The organism is Micromonospora sp. MP36, assembly GCF_008119785.1.
In the GTDB taxonomy this organism is placed as follows: Bacteria; Actinomycetota; Actinomycetes; order Mycobacteriales; family Micromonosporaceae; genus Micromonospora.
The window spans coordinates 230,763-246,750 of the sequence record NZ_VSFA01000004.1; the positions used below are offsets into that span (position 1 = coordinate 230,763).

Annotated in this window: 11 protein-coding genes; 7 read left to right on the plus strand and 4 right to left on the minus strand. The window is 70.4% G+C overall.

Going from position 1 to position 15,988, the window contains the following annotated elements:
- Position 1: 1 nt before the first annotated feature.
- Entirely contained in the window at positions 2–1,645 is a 1,644-nt protein-coding gene (locus tag FXF52_RS07490; protein WP_148794748.1) for a glycoside hydrolase family 10 protein, read from the minus strand.
- 124 nt (positions 1,646–1,769) lie between these two features.
- Between FXF52_RS07490 and FXF52_RS07495 the strand changes: the two genes are divergently transcribed.
- A complete protein-coding gene (locus FXF52_RS07495) occupies positions 1,770–1,985 on the plus strand; it encodes a contact-dependent growth inhibition system immunity protein (protein ID WP_255471792.1) in 216 nt (71 codons plus the stop codon).
- Positions 1,986–2,034: 49 nt separating this feature from the next.
- Here FXF52_RS07495 and tnpB read toward each other — a convergent pair whose 3' ends face one another.
- Positions 2,035–3,486, minus strand: a complete 1,452-nt coding sequence (gene tnpB / locus FXF52_RS07500) for an IS607 family element RNA-guided endonuclease TnpB (protein ID WP_148794750.1) — start codon at positions 3,484–3,486, stop codon at positions 2,035–2,037.
- Positions 3,483–4,055, minus strand: a complete 573-nt coding sequence (locus FXF52_RS07505; protein WP_148794751.1) for an IS607 family transposase — start codon at positions 4,053–4,055, stop codon at positions 3,483–3,485. The genes tnpB and FXF52_RS07505 overlap by 4 nt, the downstream gene beginning before the upstream one ends.
- A gap of 29 nt (positions 4,056–4,084) precedes the next feature.
- Here FXF52_RS07505 and FXF52_RS42915 point away from each other — a divergent pair, with 29 nt between their 5' ends.
- Positions 4,085–4,234: a hypothetical protein gene (locus FXF52_RS42915; protein ID WP_255471793.1), complete on the plus strand. Its 150-nt coding sequence runs from the start codon at positions 4,085–4,087 to the stop codon at positions 4,232–4,234.
- Positions 4,235–4,353: 119 nt separating this feature from the next.
- On the opposite strand, the gene ggt is transcribed toward FXF52_RS42915, so the two are convergent.
- Positions 4,354–6,156 carry a gamma-glutamyltransferase gene (ggt, locus tag FXF52_RS07515; RefSeq protein WP_148794753.1) on the minus strand — a complete coding sequence of 601 codons (1,803 nt, stop codon included), beginning with the start codon at positions 6,154–6,156 and terminating at the stop codon, positions 4,354–4,356.
- Positions 6,157–6,415: 259 nt separating this feature from the next.
- Here ggt and FXF52_RS07520 point away from each other — a divergent pair, with 259 nt between their 5' ends.
- The 5 genes from FXF52_RS07520 (at position 6,416) to FXF52_RS07540 (ending at position 15,907) form a co-directional block, all read left to right on the plus strand.
- A complete protein-coding gene (locus FXF52_RS07520) occupies positions 6,416–7,201 on the plus strand; it encodes an alpha/beta fold hydrolase (protein WP_148794755.1) in 786 nt (261 codons plus the stop codon).
- Positions 7,198–8,517 (plus strand): cytochrome P450, encoded by a 1,320-nt coding sequence (locus tag FXF52_RS07525; protein WP_148794757.1) that lies wholly within the window; start codon positions 7,198–7,200, stop codon positions 8,515–8,517. Before FXF52_RS07520 ends, FXF52_RS07525 begins: the two co-directional genes overlap by 4 nt.
- A 323-nt stretch (positions 8,518–8,840) precedes the next feature.
- Positions 8,841–10,952: a PQQ-dependent sugar dehydrogenase gene (locus tag FXF52_RS07530; RefSeq protein ID WP_148794759.1), complete on the plus strand. Its 2,112-nt coding sequence runs from the start codon at positions 8,841–8,843 to the stop codon at positions 10,950–10,952.
- Between the two features lie 19 nt (positions 10,953–10,971).
- Positions 10,972–11,919, plus strand: coding sequence for a sugar phosphate isomerase/epimerase (locus tag FXF52_RS07535; protein WP_148794761.1), 948 nt, complete (start codon positions 10,972–10,974; stop codon positions 11,917–11,919).
- Between the two features lie 532 nt (positions 11,920–12,451).
- Positions 12,452–15,907, plus strand: coding sequence for a ThuA domain-containing protein (locus FXF52_RS07540; protein WP_148794763.1), 3,456 nt, complete (start codon positions 12,452–12,454; stop codon positions 15,905–15,907).
- Positions 15,908–15,988 lie beyond the last annotated feature (81 nt).

The window sequence follows — 15,988 nt, forward strand, 5'->3', positions numbered from 1 at the left end:
TCTACCTCGCGGCGACCGACATCGGCGCGCTCAGCCGGCCCTCGTTCCCGCTGCGGTCCAGCCCGGACACACAGTAGGACAGGGAGGGGCCGGCCGGGGCGGTGCGGTCGACCCAGCCGTCACCTCGGGCGGTGCCGACGAGCCGGGCCGCGTCGCCGTCCACCCGGTAGACGGCGAAGCTCGTCGCACCGTCCCCGCGCCAGGTCAGCGCCACCCCGCCGCCGTCCGCACGGCGTACGCCCGTGACCGCGGGCGCGGCCGGTGGCGCTGCCGGTAGCTGCGCCATCGTGGGCACCAGCGCCCGGCCGGCGTAGTGCGCCTCGCTGTACCGGCTGACCGCCCCGAGTTTGTCTGCGCGCACCTGCTTGGCGCTGAAGTGCACGCTTCCGCTCACTCCGTGCCGCCGGTTGAGGGCGAGCTGGCGGTCCAGTTCGGCCGGGTCACGCCAGGCGCCGCGCTCGCCCACCCGGTAGTCGGCCTGGCCGATGTAGAGCTGCACCCGGGTACCCCGCACCGTCGCCACCCACCACGGCAGCAGCTTCGCGTAGTCGGCCTTGCCGAACCCGATGTGCCAGTAGAGCTGCGGCACGACGTAGTCCAGCCACTGCTCCCGTACCCACAGTCGGGTGTCCGCGTAGATGTCGTCGTAGCTCTGCAAGCCGGCCGTCGCCGAGCCGGCCGGGTCGGTGCGCTTGTTACGCCAGATACCGAACGGGCTGATGCCGAACTTCACCCACGGCTTGATCGCCTTGATCCGCTCGCTCATCTCCCGGACCAGCGTGTTCACGTTGTCCCGGCGCCAGGCGTGCTTGTCCGCGAACCCCCGGCCGTAGCGGGCGAACGCCGCGCCGTCGGGAAAGTCCTGACCGGCCTCCGGGTATGGATAGAAGAAGTCGTCGAAGTGCACCCCGTCGACGTCGTACCGCTGGACCGCCTCCAGCATCGAGTCCTCGACGAACTTGCGTGCCTCCGGAATCCCGGGGTTGAAGTAGAGGCGGCTGCCGGGCCGGTCGGCGCTGGGATAGGTCACCGCCCAGTCGCGGTGCTGGCGCAGCGGATGGGTCGGGGCGAGCTGGTCCAGTCGCGGGCCCGGCCCGCCCACCGTGGCCGGCTGCCCACCCCGGTAGGGGTTGAACCAGGCGTGGAACTCCAGGTTGCGGGCGTGCGCCTCGGCGACCATGAACTCCATCGGGTCCCAGCCCGGGTCGCGGCCGTCGCGGCTTCCGGTCAGCCACTCCGACCAGGGCGCGTACCTGGACGGCCAGAGCGCGTCCCCGCTCGGCCGCACGTGCACGAACACCGCGTTGTGGTTGCGCCGCACGGCCAGGTCCAGCCAGCCCCGGAACTCCGCCCGCACCGTCTCGGCGGGCAGCCCGCGCCGGCTCGGCCAGTCGATGTTGTTCACCGTCGTGATCCACATGCCGCGCAACTCCCGGGGAGCCCGGACCGGCCGGCCCGCGCAGACCGGCGTGCCGGACGCCGGACCCAAGGCAGCCACGTCGCCCGCCACCGGTGCCCCGCCAACCCGATCCCGCAGCGACCAGGCGCCCACCGCAAGCACCACGGCGAGCGCGGCGACCACGGCGACGAGCGCGCGGGTACGACGGCGGCGGGACGTGGGAGTGAGCGGACCGGCGGCGGGCATTGATCCAGTCTGCCCGGCGCCGCCCGCCGGATGAACCGAATGGGCCGTTACTTAACGACCAGCTAAGGCGAGCCCGCCGACGCCTGCCGCTACGGCGCCACCCCGGTTGACTAACCTGACCGCCGTGACCACCATCGAGCAGCTTGAGTTCGATGTGTGGCCGGATCCCGGTCCGGACGCCTCGTTCCTCGTCAGGCGTTGCTGGGAACTACAACGCAAGCCGCTGGCCGGGTTCACGGTCGAAGATCTGCGCATCATGCTCGGCCAGGAGATCGGCGTGCCGGCTCTGCTGCCCATCGCGGTGCAGGTCCTGCTCCGCGATCCGTTGCTGATCTTCTAGTCGAGTATCAGTATTCCGGGTGTTTCCACTCGGAAGGTCCGTGACGGTGTCACCGAAGCGTGAGAGCTTGGGTGTCCTGATGACGGTCTCGCGTTTCCTTCTGCCGTTGGTGCGGCAGGGTTGCGCCACCTGCCCGCTCACCCGTGGCCTTGCGGCTGCGGGTGGTGGCGCGGGTCTTGCGGTCGGCTCGACGCGGGTTCGACGCTTGCGCGTCCTGGTCTCCGGCCACTCCGGTACCAGTTGTTACGGCCGCCGCGAGGGCGGCGAGGTTGCGGGCTGCGTTCTCGTCCCGGTCGATGACCAGGCCGCAGGCGTCGCAGGTGAAGACTCGGACGTGCAGCGGCAGTTTGGCTTTCACCACGCGGCAGTTCGAGCAGGTTTTGGACGACGGGTACCAGCGGTTGGCGACGACGGTTTCGCCGCCGGCCCAGCCGGTCTTATAGGTGATCTGGCGGCGGACCTCAGCGAACCCGGCGTCGGCGATCTTGCGGGCCAGGCGGCGGTTACGGAGCATGCCGGCCACGTTGAGGTCTTCGACCACGACGGTGGCGTACTCGGCGGTGATGGCGGTGGTGAGTTGGTGCAGGCCGTCCTGCCGCAGATTCGCCACCCGGTGGTGCACGCGGTTACGTTCGGCGTTGGCGATCGCCCACCGCCTGGACGGCTTGCGCCCGGCGCGCCGGTCCGGACCCTGACGGCGGGAGACCCGGCGAGAGAGCCGCTTGAGGTGCTTGAGCGCGCCGTCGTAGTGCGCCGGGTTCGGCACGTACCGGACCTCACCCGCCGAGTCAGCCATCACGGCGAGGCACTTGACGCCGAGATCCACGCCTACCACAACGCCGGGCCGGGCGGCGGTACGCGCGTTCTTGCTGACCTCGACCTGCAACGAGCAGAACCACCGGCCCCGCTCGAACCTGACGGTGGCCGACAGGACGCGGGCGCTACCGTTCGCGATACGGCGTTGCAGCTTGCGGGTGGATTCGTGGGTGCGGATCGTGCCGAGCCGGGGCAGGGTCACGTGGCGGCGGTCCGCCTCGACACGGATCGTGCCGGTGGTGAACCGGCAGGCGAGCCGCGCGGTGTGCTTGGACTTCCGCCGGGGCATGCCCACGCGCTTGCCTTTACGCTTGCCCTGCTTGGACTTGGCGTAGTTGTCGAACGCCGCCGCCGCGTTCGCCAGACCCGTGCTGTACGCCTCCTTGGAGTTCTCCTCCCACCAACCAGCAAAACGTGGGTCGGTCTTCTTGACCTCGTTGAACACCTTCCGCAGCGTCGGCAGCGACCACGGCCGCCACGGCGTCAGTTCCTCTTCGGCGATGCCGTACGACTCCTCCGCCTTCCGTTGCCACCACGACGCCACAACCCAGCCGACGGCCCAGTTGTAGGCGGCCCGCGCCGCACCGCAGTGCGACCGAAGCGCCTTCTCCTGCACCGCGCCCGGATCAAGCGCGAACCGGTAGGCCTGCACCACGAAACCCGGCCGCGGCTGGAACTTCTTCACCCGGCGTCCTCACCGGTCGCCACCGCCACCGCCCGGGCCGCACGGTTCTTCGCCACCCGCTGCCCGTACAGCCGGGCACACAACGAGGTCAGCACCTCGGTGACGTCCCGAACCAGGTCGCCGGTGGTCTCCTGTGAGCTCAGGACAACCACACGCCGCCCAGTCGCGGACAACGCGGATTCCAACTGTTCGACACCGAACCCGGCAAGCCGACCCCGGTGCTCGACCACGATCACTGCAGCGGTCGGGTCAGCCAGGACCCGGTGCAGCTTGCGCCGCTTGCCATTGAGCCCGGAACCGATCTCCTTGACGACCTCACCAACGGCGAGGCCCTGCGCGTTGGCGCCTTCCACAACCCGTATGGCCTGACGGTCCAGGTCATCCTTCTGTTCGGCCGAGGAGACACGGCAGTACGCGACGACGCGACCTTCGGCGCTCGCGGGCTCGGTCACGATCCACGTTCCGGAGGGCGCCTGGCGGACGGGGACGGGCATCTTGCCGTCCTTCACCCATCGCCAGGCGGTCTGATAGCTCACCCCCTGCTGGCGAGCCCACTCCGAAAGCTTCACACGGCCATGATAGGCGACGAGACATGACCATGTCTGACTATAAAATGGCGAACAGCCGTCAGCCCCTGGCCGAGAGCGACTACTACCCGGGCGACCTGCTCGCCAACGTGCTGCGGCTACCGGACGGCATGGTCGAAGCTACGCGCGGAACGGGAACGACTGGCAACGGTCCTGGCTGAGTTCGTCGCCAAACCCCCGTACGCCGATCCTGACCTTCGGCGGCGCGACCCGGACCGACTGCTTCGCGACGCGATCCTGCGGTTTCTCGGTCGTTGACAGCCGGTCCGGTCCGTACCCGTCAGGGGCGCGCCCAGCGGCCGACCACCGCTGCCGCGCCACCGCCCCGGCGGACCGGCTCGGCCGCGGCGACCATCCGGCCGTCGTTCAGGAACTCGATACCGGTCGCGGCGCCGATCTCCTCGGTGGGTGAGAAGGCGTGACCCGGGGGCAGGCCGCCGGCGTACGCGGTGATGAAGGCCGGCTCGGCCTGGGTGCTGGCGCCGTTGCGCTGTGATGCCCGTGGTGCCGCCAGCGCCTCCGGCAGGGTCATGCCCAGGTCGATCCGGTTGACCAGCATCTGCAGGACCGTGGTGATGATCGTCGCGCCGCCGGGCGTGCCGACCGCCAGGAACGGCCGCCCGTCGGCCAGCACGATGGTGGGCGACATGGAACTGCGCGGGCGCTTGCCCGGCGCCGGCAGGTTCGGGTCGGGCGCGGTGCCCTGGGTCGGCGCGAAGTTGAAGTCGGTGAGCTCGTTGTTGAGCAGGAATCCCCGACCGGGTACGACCATGCCGTTGCCGCCGGTCGCCTCGATGGTCAGCGTGTACTCCACCACGTTGCCCCACCGGTCGGCCACCGTCAGGTTGGTGGTGCTCTTGCGGTCGTCGCGGGTGTCGGCGACCGCCGCCGCCGAGCAGCCGCCGTAGGCGCCGTCGGGGACGCCGGGTGCGACCGGCTTGGGCAGCGCCGCCGACGGGGCGATCTGGCAGGCCCGTTCCTTGGCGAACCCGTCGCTGAGCAGTTCGCGAAGCACGTTCGGCTGGGTGTGGTCACCGACGTACCGGTTGCGGTCGGCGAACGCCAGCGCGCTGGCCTCCAGGTAGTGGTGCATCGCCTGCGCCGGGGTCATCGACCGCAGGTCGAACTGCTCGAGGATGTTGAGCGCCTCCCCCACCGCGGTGCCGCCGCTCGACGGGGCGGACATGCCGTACACCTCAAGGCCGCGGTAGTCCGAGCGGGTGGGCTCGGGGAAGCGGGTGCGGTAGGCGGCGAGGTCGGCGGAGGTCATCCCGGCCGGGCGGATCGGGTACGGCCACGAGCCGACCGGCTGCGCCGCCACCGGCGGGTGCTGGACGGTGGCAACCACGTCGCGGCCGACCTCGCCCCGGTAGAGCACGTCGGTGCCCTGCTTGGCGATCAGCCGGTACGTCTCGGCGAGGTCCGGGTTGCGGAAGGTGCTGCCGACCGCCGGCGGCTGGCCGCCGGGCAGGTACAGCGCGCTGGTCGAGCTGAACTGCCCGAACGCGGCCTGGTTCCCGGCGATCTGGCTGGCGAAGGTCTCGTCGACGGTGAAGCCGTCCTCGGCGACCCGCTCGGCGGGCTTGAGCATCTGCGCCAGTGACCGGGTGCCCCAGCGGTCCAGCGCGTCCTGCCAGGTGAGCAGCGTGCCCGGCACGCCGGCCGACAGCCCGCTGATCCGGGCCTCGTCGAACCGGTACGGCTGCCCGGTGGCCGGGTTGACGAAGCTGGTCTCGGTCATCGACGCCGGCGCCGCCTCGCGGCCGTCGATGGTGTGCACCCGGCCCCGCTTCGCGTCGTAGTAGACGAAGAAGCCACCGCCGCCGATGCCGGCCGAGAACGGTTCGGTGACGCCGAGGGTCGCCGCGGCGGCGACCGCCGCGTCGACCGCGTTGCCCCCGCGCCGCAGCACGTCCAACCCGACGGCCGTGGCCGTGGCGTCCACCGTGGACACGGCGCCGCCGTAACCGACGGCCACCGGCTCCTTGGGCGGGTCGGCCGGCTTCGCCTGCGCGGGAACTGCGGTCCCGGCCACCAGCGTGCCCAGCGCGATGGTCGTGGTGAGGATGGCCCGAGGTCTCACGTGCGCTCCCGCGATCGGCGTGTGTGGACCTCCTGCCTACTCTCCTGGCCGGCGGTAGGCAACCCGAACATGTCGACTTTTCGAATTCCGGCTCGGCCGCCGCACCCCCGGCAGCCGTGCCGCCCGACCGGCGGTCGGCGGCTCTTCCGTTCGGTCCACGCGCAGGTTACGGTCGCTTCACATCGCCAGCGTCCGCCTTGCTGGCTCTCCGGTCGTTCACCTCGGTCGCGGCGTTGCGACCGCGGAAGGGGTCGCCGTCATGACGATCAGCCACAGCAGCACCGGTGACTCCGACGCTGGTCCGATCAGCCTCGGTCACGGCCCCCGCAAGGTGCTGGCCCTGCACGGGTGGTTCGGGTCCGCGCGGGGCTGGGGCTGGCTGCCGGAGTTGATCGACACCGAACGCTTCACCTGGGCGTTCCTGGACTACCGCGGGTACGGGGCGCGCAGGGCGGTCGCGGGCGAGCACACGATCGCCGAGATCTCCCGCGACGCCCTCGCCCTCGCCGACTCCCTCAGCTGGGACACGTTCTCCGTGGTCGGGCACTCCATGGGCGGCAGTGCTGCCCAGCGAGTGCTCGCCGACGCCCCCGGGCGGGTGGAACGCCTCGTCGGCATCAGCCCGGTCCCGGCCGGCGGGGTGCCCTTCGACCTGCGGGGCTGGGCGCTGTTCGACGGTGCGGCCGCCAACCCGGCCAACCGGCGCGCCATCATCGACCTCACCACCGGCAACCGGCTGTCCGGCCGCTGGCTGGACGAGCTGGTCCGGTTCTCCCTCGATCACTCCAACCCGGAGGCGTTCGGCGCATACCTGACCGCCTGGGCACGTACCGACTTCACCGACGAGGTGAAGGGCAACCCGGTGCCGGCGCTCGCCGTCGTCGGCGAGCACGACCCGGCGCTGGGCGCCGACACGATGCGCGAGACCTGGCTGCGCCACTACCCCAACGCCCGCCTCGAGGTGCTCGCGAACGCCGGGCACTACGCCATGTACGAGACGCCGGTCCGGTTGGCCACGGTGCTCGAGGAGTTCCTCGGGCAGTGAGCGTCGATCCGGCGCCCCTGGTCGACCCCCGCACCTACCTCGACGGCGTCCCGTACGACCTGCTCGCCGAGCTGCGCGCGGCCAGCCCGGTGGTGTGGGTCGAGGAGCCGCCGCTGCTCGGGCTGCCCGGCGGGCCGGGCTTCTGGCTGGTGCTCCGGCACGCCGACGTGCAGGACGTGCTCAAGCAGCCACGGCTCTTCTCGTCCTGGCTCGGCGCCACCCAGATCCGTGACCCGGCCAAGCCGGAGGATCTCGGGTACGTGCGGCGGATGATGCTCAACATGGACCCGCCGGAGCACGGCCGGCTGCGCCGCCCGGTCGCCCGCTCGTTCACCCCGCGGGCGGTTGCCGCGCTGGAGGCGTCGATCCGCGCGAACGCGGCGGCGCTCGTCGAGCGCGTGCTGGGCGACGCGGACGAGGGTACCTGCGACTTCGCCCGTGATCTCGCCGCCGACCTGCCGCTGCTCACGCTCGCGGACGTGCTCGGGGTGCCGGAGCCCGACCGCTGGCTGCTGTACGACTGGTCGAACCGGGTGATCGGGTTCCAGGATCCGGACTACGCGGTGTCGGCCGCGTTCGACCCGCGGGCCGGCACCGCCGCGGCCCGCGAGGCGCTGCGGCACCGACCGGCCCCGGACGCCGACGGCCGGATGCCGGATCCACGGACCCGAGCCGGCATGGCCGACCTCTACGCGTACGCGCACCTGCTGGCCGAGGCGAAGCGCCGCGACCCGGGACCGGACGTCATGTCCATCCTGCTGGCGCAGCAGGGCGACGACCGGCTCTCGGTGGACGAGTTCGAGAACATGTTCTGGCTGTTCGCCGTGGCCGGCAACGAGACGATCCGCAACGGGCTGCCGGGCGCGATGATCGCCCTGCTGGAGCACCCGGCGGAGCTGGAGCGGCTACGCCAGGACCCCGCTCTGTTCGACACCGCCGTCGACGAACTGCTGCGCTGGTGGACGCCGGTGATGGTGTTCCGGCGCACCGCCACGACGGACACCGCCGTCGGCGGGGTGCCGGTGCGGGCCGGGGACAAGGTGGTGGTCTCCTTCGCGTCGGCCAACCGCGACGAACACGTCTTCGCCGACGCCGACCGGCTCGACCTCACCCGCCACCCCAACCCGCACCTCGTCTTCGGCCACGGACCGCACTTCTGTCTCGGCGCGCACCTGGCCCGGTGCCAGCTGCGCACCCTGTTCGAGGCCCTCCTGGCCCGCACCGCCAGCATCACGTACGCGGGCCCGCCCGCCTATCTGCGCTCGAACTTCCAGCGCGGCGTCAAGCGCCTGCCGATCCACTGGCGGCGCCGCTGATCGGGCTCCCGCCCGACCTCCCCGCTCGCCGGGAAAACCCAACAGCCACACCAACTTTCGTCCGGACGTGACAAAAGTCAACGCCTGGCAGGTGAAAGCTATGGACATATCGACATTAGTTTTGTAGCGTCGGCCGCGCGACCACGTGTTTCGTCGATGTAAACCGACCGGCCGCGCAGCTGGCCGCGTACGCCGCGGGCAGCGCTGGTCGACGCCGTGCCCGGCGGCGCAGCGTTGCCCAACCGCCCGGATCCGTCCCCTGAGAACGAACAACAGTACGTCCCCGACCTGCCCCGACCAGTCCTCACCCGAAGGAGAGGCAGATGAAGAGACGACTCGCGCTCGCCGTAGCGGGCCTGACGGCAACCGCCCTCGTCACCACACCAGCCGTCTCGATGGCCGAGCCCGGCACCACGGGCGCGCCCCCCGAGTCGAGCTTCCAGAAGGTGACCCTCAACGACCACCCGGGCGAGCCGATGGACCTCGCCGTGCTGCCCGACAGCCGGGTGCTGCACGTGACCCGAGCGGGCGAGGTCTGGCTGCACGACCCCACCTCGGGCCGCAACACCCTCGCCGCGACGCTGGATGTCTACCGGCACGACGAGGAGGGCCTGCAGAACGTCGCGATCGATCCGAACTTCGGCAAGGCCGGCAACAACTGGGTCTACCTCTACTACTCGCCGCCGATGAACACCCCGGTTGACGACCCGTCGACCCCGAACGTCAACGAGGGCGACGCGCCGGCCTGGGGCACGGCCGCGGACTTCGCGCCGTTCAAGGGCGCGATCCGGCTCTCCCGGTTCCGGTTGGTCAAGGACACCCTGGACCTGTCCACCGAGCAGCAGATCCTCGACGTACCGGTCGACCGGGGCATCTGCTGCCACGTCGGCGGGGACATCGTCTTCGACGCCAAGGGCAACCTGTACCTGTCCACCGGTGACGACACCAACCCGTTCGAGTCCGGCGGCTACACCCCCATCGACGAGCGCGCCGGCCGCAACCCGGCGTACGACGCGCAGCGCAGCTCCGCCAACACCAACGACCTGCGCGGCAAGATCCTGCGCATCAAGCCGCGTGACGGCGGGGGATACACCATCCCCGACGGGAACCTCTTCCCGGCGGGCACGCCTAAGACCCGGCCCGAGATCTACCTGATGGGCCTGCGCAACCCCTTCCGGATCGAGTTCGACCGCCAGGCCGACGAGCTCTACGTCGCCGACTACTCCCCCGACGCGGGGGAAGCGGATCCGCTGCGCGGGCCGGCCGGGCACGGCAAGTGGGCCGCCGTCCGCAAGGCCGCAAACTACGGCTGGCCCTACTGCGCCACCGCGCAGCTGCCGTACGTGGACTACGACTTCGCCACCGGCCGGTCCGGGCAACCGTTCAACTGCTCCGCGCCGATCAACGAGTCGCCGCACAACACCGGCCTGCGCGACCTGCCGCCGGTGCAGCAGCCGGACGTCTGGTACGGCTACGGCGCCTCTGCGCAGTTCCCGGAGCTGGGCACCGGCGGCATCGGGCCGATGGCCGGGCCGGCGTACCACTTCTCCTTCCCGACCACGCGGGGCCGCGCCCCGGTGGCGTGGCCTGCCTACTACGACGGCGTTCCGCTGTTCCACGAGTGGACGCGGGACTACGTGAAGGGCTTCCGGCTGAACGCCAGCCGTGACCTCACCGGCATCGAGCCGGTGCTGCCCTCGTTCACCTTCGACAACCCGATGGACCTGGAGTTCGGTCCCGACGGCGCGCTCTACGTGCTCGAGTACGGCGACGGTTTCTTCAGCGAGAACCCGGACGCGCAGCTGGCCCGGATCGACTACATCGGCTGGAAGGGCAACCACACCCCGGTGCCTCAGGCATCGGCCACGCCCACCAACGGGCTCGCGCCGCTGACGGTCACGTTCTCCAGCGAGGGCACCACGGACTACGACGGCGACCGGCTGTCGTACGCGTGGGACTTCGACAACGACGGCAAGGTCGACTCGCGGGTGGCGAACCCGACGTTCACGTACCAGAAGAACGGCCTCTACCACGCCACACTCAAGGTGAGCGACCCCGGCGGGCTCTCGGCCGCCGCGTCGGTCCGGGTCGTGGTCGGCAACGCCGAACCCGTGGTGGAGCTGGTCAAGCCCGTCGCGGGCCAGCCGTTCACGTTCGGCGACACCGTGCAGTTCGAGGTACGGGTGACCGACGATCAGCCGGTGGACTGCGCCCGGGTCAGCGTCACGTACATCCTCGGCCACGACTCGCACGGCCACCCGCAGACCACCGCCAACGGCTGCACCGGCTCGATCCAGACGACGGTGCCGTCCGGCCACGACCCGGAGAAGGACAACCTGACCGCCGTGTTCGTGGCGTCCTACACCGACCCGGGTGACAGCGGGCTGCCCGCCCTGACCGGATCGGACGAGGTCGTCCTGGTTCCCTCGAAGTAACCCCATTGAAGGAGTCACCATGTGTTACGGATACGACGGGCAGGCCGCGCTGCGGCGGTCCGTCATGGACCGGCGGAGCCTGCTGCGCGGGTCGCTGGCGGCGCTCGCCGGTGTCGGGTTGGCGTCGACGGGGATCGGTGCGACGGCTGCGGCGGCGACCACCCGCCCCACCGGACGGTCGCAGGTGCCACCGGGCCTGATCAGCATCCAGCTGTGGACGGTACGCGACGCGCTGTGGGGCGCGCCGGGCTACGACGCGACCCTCACCCACCTCGCCCGGATCGGCTACCCGAAGGTGGAGCTGGCCCTCGGCTACTTCGGGCGTACCGCTGCCGAGCTGCGCCGGTTCCTGGACAGCATCGGCATCAAGGCCAGCTCCAGCCACGACGGGATCAGCGACAACGCCGCCGGCCTGGCCCAGAAGATCCAGAACGCGGTCACGCTGGGCCAGTCCTACCTGGTGGTGCCGTACCTGTACTCCGAGCGCGCGGACGACTGGAAGCGCTGGGCGGAACAGATGAATGTCGAGGCCGCGGCGGCAGCCGAGGCCGGCCTGCGCTACGGATACCACAACCACGCCCACGAGTTCACCATCGACCTCGGTGGTGGCAAGCGCCCCTGGGACGTGCTGACCGCGGAGCTGGACCCCAAGCTCGTGCACCTGGAGGTCGACATCTACTGGGCCGTCACCGGCGGCATCAACTCCGGCGACGGCGTGGCCGACCCCGAGGGCTTCACCCTGGACGTCATTCGCTCCGCGCCGCAGCGGGTCCTGCAGTACCACGTCAAGGACCGGCACGCGTCCGACGGCGACATGGCCGACCTGGGCACCGGGATGATCGATTTCGCCCGGATCTTCCGGGCTCACTCGGTGCAGGAGTACATCGTCGAGAACGACACCCCCGATGTGACGCCCCAGCGGACGGCCGAGGTCGGCTACCGATACCTGCGCAACGTTCGGTTCTGACGAACCCCGGAAAGGAGTCTTGACGGACACCAGGGCCGGCGGGCGGAGCAGCCATTCTGCCGCGCTGCCGAACTGCCGGCCCTGGTGTTCACCTACTACGATATTGCGGCCACTCAGGTGGCCGACCGGAGCAGATAATCGGCCCGGCCAGCTCCCTCGACGGAGGGGGCATTCAACTGTGCAAAAGGAACTCGACGGCCCCGGCGATCGCATATTTTCCACGCCGTTGGGCGGCCCCGCCGAAATGGTCGGGGGTATCGCCAGCATCCCGCCGTCCCCTCGGCATCCGCCGCCCCCGCGTCAGCTGACCGCGCCCGCCCACCAGGGCGGCGGCGCAGGTCGTGGCGCTGAGTAGCCGCCCTCGGAGCGAGCAGCCGCAGCTGGCGCCGCCGCAGCCTGGATTCTCGGCGAGACGCCGTCACCCGAAAATACGGGTCCCGTCGAAATATTGACCCATCGAAATAGATCTCGTAAGGTGCAAGCAAATGTGAAAGCGCTTTCCTACCACCGTCCCCCGTTGAGGAGCGCGTGTATGAGACGCCAACGCACGCTACTTTTCGCCCTGCTCGCGGCCGTCGCACTCGTGTTGCCGAGCACGGCGGCGACCGCCGCCGAATCCCGCACCGGCACCGATTTCCGGGTACTGGTCTTCTCCAAGGTCACGAACTTCTATCACGACTCCATCCCCGCCGGCGTCGCCGCAATCCAACAACTCGGCGACCAGCACGGCTTCGCCGTCGAGGCGACCACCGACGCGGCCGCGTTCACCGACGCCAACCTCGCCCGCTTCGACGCCCTCGTGTTCAACAACACCAACTCCACCCCGGCCTCCGGCGACCTGCTCAACGCCGACCAGCGGGCCGCGCTGCAGAAGTTCATCCGCGACGGTGGCGGTTGGGTCGGCCTGCACGCCGCCTCGGCGAGCGAGCGGGACTGGACCTGGTACGAGGGACTGGTGGGGGCCATCTTCGACCACCACCCGGACTTCTCCGGCACCGGCGGCACCTTCCCCGGCCGGATCAAGGTCCTCGACCACGCCCACCCGTCCACCAAGAACCTCCCGGAGCTGTGGGAGCGCAGCGAGGAGTGGTACAACTGGCGGACCAACCCCACCGGCAAGGTCCACACCCTCGCCCAGATCAAGGTGCGCGACGGCATCCCCGGGCTGGACGAGGGCGTCGACCACGCCTACTCGTGGTGCCAGAACTACGACGGCGGTCGGTCCTGGTTCACCGCCGGCGGGCACAGCTCCTCGTCGTTCCAGGAGCCGGCCTTCCTCCAGCACCTCCTCGGCGGCATCAAATGGGCGGCGGGCGCCGCCCCCGGTGACTGCGGCGCCACCAGGACCGACAACTTCGAGCGGATCCCCCTAGTCAACCAGGACCTCTCCGACCCGTTCGAACTGGCGGTGGCACCGGACCGCCGCGTCTTCTACATCGAGCGCACCGGCGCGCTGAAGGTCGTCAACCAGGACAGCCTCGCGGTCACCACCCTCCTGGACTTCGCCTACACGCCCGAGCAGACCAGTCAGTCCGACGGCCTGCTCGGCATGACCCTGGACCGGCACTTCGGCACGAACAACAACTGGATCTACCTGCTCTGGTCCGACCGGGTGGAGAAGCAGCTGAACCTGTCCCGGTTCACCGTCGACGGCAACAGCGTCAGCCTCGACTCGGAGAAGCGGCTGCTCACGATCCCCACCTGGCGCGGTGAGGCGCGCGCCAACTCGCACATGGGCGGCTCGCTGACGATGGACAAGCAGGGCAACCTGTACGCCGCCATCGGCGACAACACCGACCCGTTCGAGTCCAGCGGCTTCAACCCCATCGACGAGCGGGCCGGCCGCCGCGCCTACGACGCGCAGGGCACCGCCGGCAACACCAACGACCTGCGCGGCAAGATCCTGCGGATCAAGCCCCTGTCCAACGGCGGGTACGCCATCCCGGACGGCAACCTCTTCGCCCCGGGCACGGCCAGGACCAAGCCCGAGATCTACGCGATGGGCATGCGCAACCCGTTCCGCATCACCGTGGACTCGAAGACCAACGCGCTGCTCGTGGCCGACTACGGCCCCGACGCCCGGTCCGCCAACCCGAACCGCGGGCCCGAAGGGACCGTCGAGTTCAACCGGATCACCAGCGCCGGCAACTACGGCTGGCCCTACTGCATCGGCAACAACACCCCGTTCAACGACTACGACTTCGCCACCTCCACCTCCGGGCCGAAGTTCGACTGCGCCGCGCCGGTCAACGACTCCCCCAACAACACCGGCCTGACCAACCTCCCAGCGGCCAAGCCGGCCCTGGTCTGGTACGCCTACTCGGCCTCCCCGCAGTTCCCCGAACTCGGCACGGGCGGCGGCGGCCCGATGAGCGGACCGGTCTACGACTACGACCCATCCAACAAGCGGCTGACCAAGTTCCCCCAGTACTTCGACGGCAAGTGGATCGTCTACGAGCTGACCCGCAGGTGGTTCAAGACACTGTCGATCCACTCCACCGCCCAGACCTTCAACGATCCCCGCTTCGGCCCCACCAACGTCGGTGACCTGCAGTCCATCAACGGGATCTTCGGCAACATGTCGTGGATCCAGCCGTTCGAGGCGGAGTTCGGGCCGGACGGCTCGCTCTACGTCATCGACTTCGGCGCCGGCAGCGGCAGCGGCCGGGGCGGCAGCAACGAGGGCGCGGGCATCTACCGCATCGACTACGTCGCCAACAGCCGGCCCCCCGTGGCCAAGCTGACCGTCGACAAGGACAGCGGACCCGCGCCGCTGACCGTCGCCTTCTCCAGCGCCGGCACCAGCGGGCCGGACGGCACCGCCGTCCAGTACGCCTGGGACTTCGACGGCAACGGCAGCGTCGACTCCACCGCCGCCAACCCCAGCCACACCTACAGCACGCCGGGGCGCTTCACGGCCCGGCTCACCGTCACCGCCACCAACGGGCAGACCGCCGTCGCCGTACAGGAGATCACGGCCGGCAACACGCGCCCGACGGTGACCCTCAGCGTCCCCGACGGGGCCTTCTTCGACTTCGGTGACCGCATCCCGTACACGGTGACGGTCACCGACCCGGAGGAGAACAGCATCGACTGCGCCAAGGTGGTCGTGCAGACCCAGCTCGGCCACGACTCACACACGCACCCGCTGGACAACTACGTCGGATGCACCGGCGTCGCGGTCACCGAGAGCAACGGCGGCGACGGGCACGGCCCGGGACAGAACCTCTACACCGTGCTCACCGCGCAATACACCGACGGCGGGGCGGCCGGAGCACCGGCACTGGTCGGCTCGACCCGGGTGGAGCTGCAGACCAAGAGCAAGGAGGCCGAGCACTTCGACGGCCAGAGCGGCATCCAGGTGATCGACCGGGCGACCGCGAGCGCCGGCAAGCGCATCGGTGACATCGACAACGGAGACTGGATCAGGTTCAGCCCGGTCAACCTCCGCAACGTCGACTCGGTCACCCTCGGCGTCGCCTCGGGCAGCAGCGGCGGCGACATCGAAGTCAGAGCCGACTCTCCCACCGGCGAGCTCCTCGGCCGGGCCACCATCGCCGGCACCGGCGGCTGGGACAACCTCGTCTCACCCACCGTCGAGCTGACCGATCCGGGCCGGACGTGCACGCTCTATCTGGTCTTCGTCAACCCGAACCAGACGGGCGGCACCCCCGACCTGATGGCGCTGGACTGGCTGCGCTTCAACGGCGCCGGGGTGCGTGAACAGACCGACGCCACGGTGTCGGCCTCGGCGACACCCACCACCGGCACCGCACCACTGGCGGTGGCATTCACCGGGACAGCCTCGCCAGCGGCCGGGCGCAGCATCACGGACTACGCGTGGGACTTCGGCGACAACGCCGCCGTCGCGCACGGCGCGTCCACCAGCCACACCTACGCCCGCAAGGGCACGTACACCGCACGGCTGACCGTCACCGACAGCCTCGGGGCGACCATGTCCTCGAGCGTGGTCGTGACGGTGCGCTGAGCGTCCGGAGCGGTGGCGGGGTGGGACGGCACCCCGCCACCACCGAACCGGCCCACCCGCCCTCTGTCGCACGGGCCCGTT